Raw genomic sequence first — 5,272 nt, 5'->3', positions numbered from 1 at the left:
TCCGCCGCTCCCCGGCCGACCCGCTCGCCCCGCCACCGCCCCCACCCCGGGGCGGTGGCGGGGCGAGCGGCGTCCCGTGCCGCACCCCCGGAGGTGGTGGCTTTGCGGGGGCCTTGCAGGACCGGCAGTTGATGCCGGAGTGCGAGGATCCCGATGTTTTCTCTCTGTCGCTCATCGGCAGGAGCCGCAGCAGCGCGAAGGTGTTGGTCTCGGCGAGGCAGGCCAGACGCAGCAGCACGACAGATCATGATGCCGCTGGTGCCCTGTCCAGGTGAAGATGCCGGGGAAGCGCCGAGCGGATCCGAACATCGACGATCAAGGCCGCGACCTGCGCGGATGACGTATCGGGACCCGCACAGTCGGCGGCCGTCCGTCATGCCCTGCGCTCGTGGGATCTGTTGAGCGACCTGCGGTGCGGTCGGGTGAGATGACTCAGCCTGCGATGCGATTTCCAACGCGGCACCCCTGTCCCGGCCGCGAGGGCGGTGGTTTCGCGCTCGGGGCCTTCAGTGCGGTCAGTCCCGGCCCGCGCCGGCCCGTTCGCGCGGCGGGGTGGTGCGGGTGAGGGCGCGACCGTTGTACTGCAGGGCTGTGGGGTTGTGGGGGCTGCGCAGGAAGCGGCCGACGAAGGGGGTGCTGTGACCTGGGGGCAGGGCGGAAAAGGTGAGGTCCGCGCGCGGGGTGACGGGGTACGTGGCGCCGCCCGGGAGGGTGAGGGTGAGGGTGCCGGAGTCCAGGCGCGCGGTGATGGCGAGTTCCCCGTTGCGGTACTCGCCGAGGCAGGGGGTGAAGTCCTCGACCGGGGCCTCGGGCGGGAGTTGGGGGCGGTGGACGCCGACGGGCAGGCCCGCGTCGGCGAGTTCGCGCAGAACGGCGTCCCACAGCTGTCGGCCGGTGGTGGAGTTGGTGGTAAGCGCGACCACGGTGCCGGACGTGGAGTCCAGACGCAGGTGGCAGGTGGTGCCGTCGTGGGTGCCGTCGTGGCCCCACCAGGCGGTGCCGGGCGTACCGAAGCGGCCGAGGCCCAGGCCCCAGCCGTCGGCGAGGCCGAACGGTTCGGCGCCGTCGACCGGGGTGGTCATCTCCTGCAGGACCTGCGGGTCGCAGAGGTCCGGCCCGTTCCCGAGGGCCAGCCGGGCCAGTGCGACCAGGTCGGTCGCGGTGCCGGCCAGGCCGCCGGCCGCGAGCGAGTCGGAGTCCGTGGTGCACGCGATGGCTGAGACGGTGCGGGTCTCGTGGCCGGCGGCCGGGGGCTGGATGTGGTGGCCGTGGACGGTCAGGGCCGGGGCGGTGCGCGGGCGCGGGCCCGGAAGGAAGCCGGCCCGGGTGTCGAGGGGGCTGAGCAGGTAGGTGTCGAGGGTCTCCGGCCAGCTCAGGCCGGTGGCATCGGCCACCAGCTGGGAGAGCAGGTGGTAGCCGACGTTGGAGTAGGAGAACGTGCCCGGGGCGGGCCAGGCGGTCCGGGCCGGGGGCGGCACGGCGGCGAGCAGGGCCCGTAGGCGGCGGGCCGGCGGATCGCCGCCCGCATCGTGCGACTCGTGGTCGGACGGCAGGCCGGCGGTGTGGCTGAGCAGTTGCCGTAGGGTCGCGTCCAGGGCCGGGTCGGCGCCGCCCACCCAGCGGCGGATCGGGTCATCCAGGGTCAGCAGGCCGTCGGAGACCAGCTGGAGCGCGCAGACGGCGGCGAAGGTCTTGGAGGTGGACCCGTACGCGAAGGCCGAACCGGAGTGGACCTCAGTGCCGCCGTCGACCTCGCGGCCGAACTCCCGGGTGTGCAGCGAACCGTGTGCGTGCACCGCGAGCTGGGCGCCCACCACCGCGCAGTCCCGGGCCAGTCGGCCGAACCGATCCAGCGCGGTGACGAGCGTTGCTCTCGATGGTGCCGCCGATGTGCCGTCCACCTCAGGTCCCTTCCCGTCGAACACTGCTCAGGGGAGAGTCTTCAAGGCCGGGCACGGCTACGGCAGATGGTTAAGCCGTGGCTGAAACACCCACGCCGGAGGGCCGGCTGACGCGGGCGGCCGCGCGGTCAGGCGCGCCTGGGGGGCAGCACCGCCACGGCGATCAGCAGCAGCAGGACACCGCCGTAGGCGTTCCACAGGCCGGTGTGCAGGTCGGTGATGTCGAAGGAGACCGGCGCCACCTCGAGGGACTTCTGGACCGTCCACAGCACGCAGGTGGCCAGGGCGAGCAGCCCGGCCAGGAGCATCACCAGCCGAGAGCGCACCAGCAGGGCGAGGGCCGCGATCGCCGCGCCGGCGGCCAGCGGGATCATCATGGACGTGCCGGTCGTGGCGGTGCGGTCGGGGGAGAAGCCCTGGAAGAGGTCTGCGATCGGCACCGACCGAGGATCGCTCTTCTCGTACCAGGGCTGGAAGGCGCTGAGGACCAGCGCGGCCGCTCCGGCCAGGGCCAGCAGACTTGCTACGGCGACGCGACGCATCGGGTGGAGTTCCTCGTTTCTTTCTCTGCCTACAACTACTGCCTGCCCTGCTGCCGGAACGGTGTCACACGCGCCGGAGTTCGGCCGGATGCCGCCTGCGCCGGAAGGACCGGCCCGGCAGCAGGTAGCCGGCCAGCGTGGTGACCACGACGGTCGACACGATCAACGCCACCTGCATTCCCGGCAGATAGGGCAGTGAACCGGCAAGTGACCAACTGAAGGCGGCCAGGGGAATGAGCGCCGCCAGGGCGCCGATCACCAGGCCGACCGTCATGACGATCAACGCCTCCACCTGGAGCATGCCACGGACCTGCCGCCGGCCGGCGCCGACCAGTCGCAGAAGGGCGACTTCCGGCCGCCGTCCGGTGACGATCAGGGCCAGGGTGCTCAGCACCGCGATCACGGTGAAGCTGCCGATCGCGGACACCGCGACCGTGGTGATCACCTGGCCGACGCCGCGGTCCTCCTCGCGCAGGTGCTCGGGGGACGGCTGGTCGGTCACCGTGGCACCGGGCGCGGCAACGGCCAACTCCCGCTCCACGGCGGCCCGCACGGCCCGGTGGTCGGAGCCCGGGTCGACCGCCAGCAGCGCCCGCCCGTTCGCCGGGGCGGCGGTGTGCGCGGCCAGTTCGTCGTGGGCGAAGAGGAACTCGCCGAGCGCCAGCTGCCGTTCGTAGAGCGCGACCACGCGCAGCGGCACGGCCGCGCCGTCGCCGTAGCGGATCGTCACCGTGGAGCCGACGGACAGGCTCAGATCGCGGGCGCGCTCGGTGCCGACCGCGACCGTGCCGCGGCCGAGCGTGCCGAGGTCACCGGCGGTCACCTTGGGGTCGAGGGTGGCGGGCAGGGCCTGCGGGGTGATGCCGAGCACCGGGAACCGGTCGAGCTTGGGATCGCCGACCTCGCGGTGTGCCAGCACGATGGTGCTGTACAGCACGCCGGTGGCCGCGCTCACGCCGTTCGTCCGGGCGAGCCGCTGCACCACCTCCTCGGGGATGCCCGCGCCGCCGGCGGTGACCGACAGGTCGGCCCGCATGGAGCTGCCGGCCTGCCGGCCGCCCTCGCGGTCCAGCGTGGCGCCGGCCGAGAGCTGGACCCCGACGAAGGCCACCACCAGCACGATCGGGGTGATCGCCGCGCCCAGGCGCCGGGAGTTCGCCCGGGTGGCGGCGTCGGCGAGGTAGCCGCCGGCCCCACCGAGGCGGCGCACCGTGCCACCGACCAGGTGGATGGCGAGCCGGGCGATCCACGGGCCGAGCAGCGCGCACGCGATGACCAGGGCCATCGCGGCCGAACTGGCGGCCGCGGCGGCGGTCTCGCCGCGCTGCAGCGAGGCCGTGCCGGCCGCGCTGACCCCGGCGAAGAGCAGGATGACGCCGGTGATCGTGCGTCCTTTGCCGGGCTGCTCGGGCTCGGTCTGGGCCTCGCCCATCGCTGCGGCCGGCTTCAGCTTGGCCGTCCGCCCGCAGGCGAGCGCGGCCGCGACCCGGGCCACCAGCAGGGTCAGTGCCCCGGTGAGGACCACCGACGCCAGCATCATCGGCGGCATGGACAGGTCGAGGCCGACGGGGATCGCGCCGCGCTGCTCCAACATGGCGACGAGTTCCAGGTAGACGGGGACGGCGCCGGCCGCGCCCAGCAGGGCGGCGGTGATGGCGACCATCGCGGTCTCGCGCCCCACGGTGACCCGCAACTGGCGGGGGGTCGCCCCGACGGCCCGGAGCAGCGCGAACTCCCGGGCCCGCTGGTGGACGGCCTGCGCCACGGTGCTGGAGACCACCAACACGGCGATCATGGTGACCACCACGCAGACCGTGGCCAGCAGCATCAGCAGCCCGATCCGGCTGGGCGCGGCTTGGAGGAACTCCGCGTTCCCGCGGGCGTTGCCGGTCAGCACCCGCAGGGCCGAGGAGTCCTGCGGCGCCCGCTCGCCGACGGCGTCGTGGGCCGCGGTGCCGCCGTCCAGGGCGGCGCGCAGCGCCGGGTAGAGGGTGTGGACGGTTGTGCCGTCCTCCGCGAGGACGCCGATCGCGTCCACCTGGCCGGGGTGGCCCGCCAGGTCGCGAGCCTTCTGGTCACTGAGGAAGACCGTGCCCTGGTGGGCCAGGCCGGTGCCGTCGCCACCGCCCCGGGGTGCGGCGATGCCCGCCACCCGGTAGTGCACGGGCAGGCCGACCGGCGACTGGAGGCCGACCTCGTCGCCGACCTTGGCCCCGGCACGGGCGGCCAGGGCGCCGTCCAGGACCACTTCCTGCGGCCCGTTCGGTTGGTGGCCCGAGCGCAGCGTGAAGGGCGCCAGCGCGGCGGTGCTCCAGCCGTGCGCGTAGACGGGGGAGACCCCGGACTCCGAGTCCGGCCCCGGGACGGCGGTGGTGCCGTCGGCCGCGGTCAGGGTGATCGGGACGGCGCTGTCCGGGATCGCCGCCGCGACGCCGGGGACGGCGGCCAGCCGGGCGACGGCAGATTCCGGGACGCGCACCCGCTCGGTGAGCGCGGCCGTGACGGACTTCGGCTTGCTGGCGAACGGGGTGGCCTCGTAGGTGGTGGTCTGATTGCCGCCGACGACCGCGACGGTCGCCGCGTAGCGCTCGACCCGGGCGTGCCCGGCGAAGGCGGACAGCGTGGCGAGGGCGAACGAGCCGAGCAGCAGGGAGGTCAGCAGCAGCGCGGCGAAGACCGCGCTCCACGCCTTGAGGTGCATCCGGACCGCGCGGACGGCCAGGAAGTGCGCCGTGCGGGCGGTCGCCTGGCCCTCGCCGCGGCCCGGGCCGTTCGGGCTCCGCAGGGCCCGGGCCGCGGCGAGGGGGACGGTGCGGGTCGCGGACATGG

General features: G+C 74.3%; 3 protein-coding genes. All 3 read right to left on the bottom strand.

Annotation, left to right across the window (positions count from 1 at the left end; all coding sequences use genetic code 11):
• Positions 1 to 515 precede the first annotated feature (515 nt).
• The 3 genes from ACZ52R_RS31420 to ACZ52R_RS31410 all read right to left on the bottom strand — a co-directional run bounded on the left by ACZ52R_RS31420 (position 516) and on the right by ACZ52R_RS31410 (position 5,270).
• Positions 516 to 1,901, bottom strand: coding sequence for a serine hydrolase domain-containing protein (locus tag ACZ52R_RS31420; protein ID WP_465754554.1), 1,386 nt, complete (start codon positions 1,899 to 1,901; stop codon positions 516 to 518).
• 128 nt (positions 1,902 to 2,029) lie between these two features.
• Positions 2,030 to 2,443 (bottom strand): hypothetical protein, encoded by a 414-nt coding sequence (locus ACZ52R_RS31415; protein ID WP_465624023.1) that lies wholly within the window; start codon positions 2,441 to 2,443, stop codon positions 2,030 to 2,032.
• 64 nt (positions 2,444 to 2,507) lie between these two features.
• Positions 2,508 to 5,270, bottom strand: coding sequence for an FtsX-like permease family protein (locus ACZ52R_RS31410; protein WP_465754553.1), 2,763 nt, complete (start codon positions 5,268 to 5,270; stop codon positions 2,508 to 2,510).
• Positions 5,271 to 5,272: the final 2 nt, after the last annotated feature.

The sequence above is a fragment of the Kitasatospora sp. NPDC034023 genome (assembly GCF_055575795.1).
This window is presented reverse-complemented; position numbering and strand designations above follow the sequence as displayed.

What these genes read in the sequence shown, in the direction of transcription:
- ACZ52R_RS31410 (WP_465754553.1), bottom strand. Translation starts at nt 5,270, where the DNA reads ATGTCCGCGACCCGCACCGTCCCCCTCGCCGCGGCCCGGGCCCTGCGG.
- ACZ52R_RS31415 (WP_465624023.1), bottom strand. Translation starts at nt 2,443, where the DNA reads ATGCGTCGCGTCGCCGTAGCAAGTCTGCTGGCCCTGGCCGGAGCGGCC.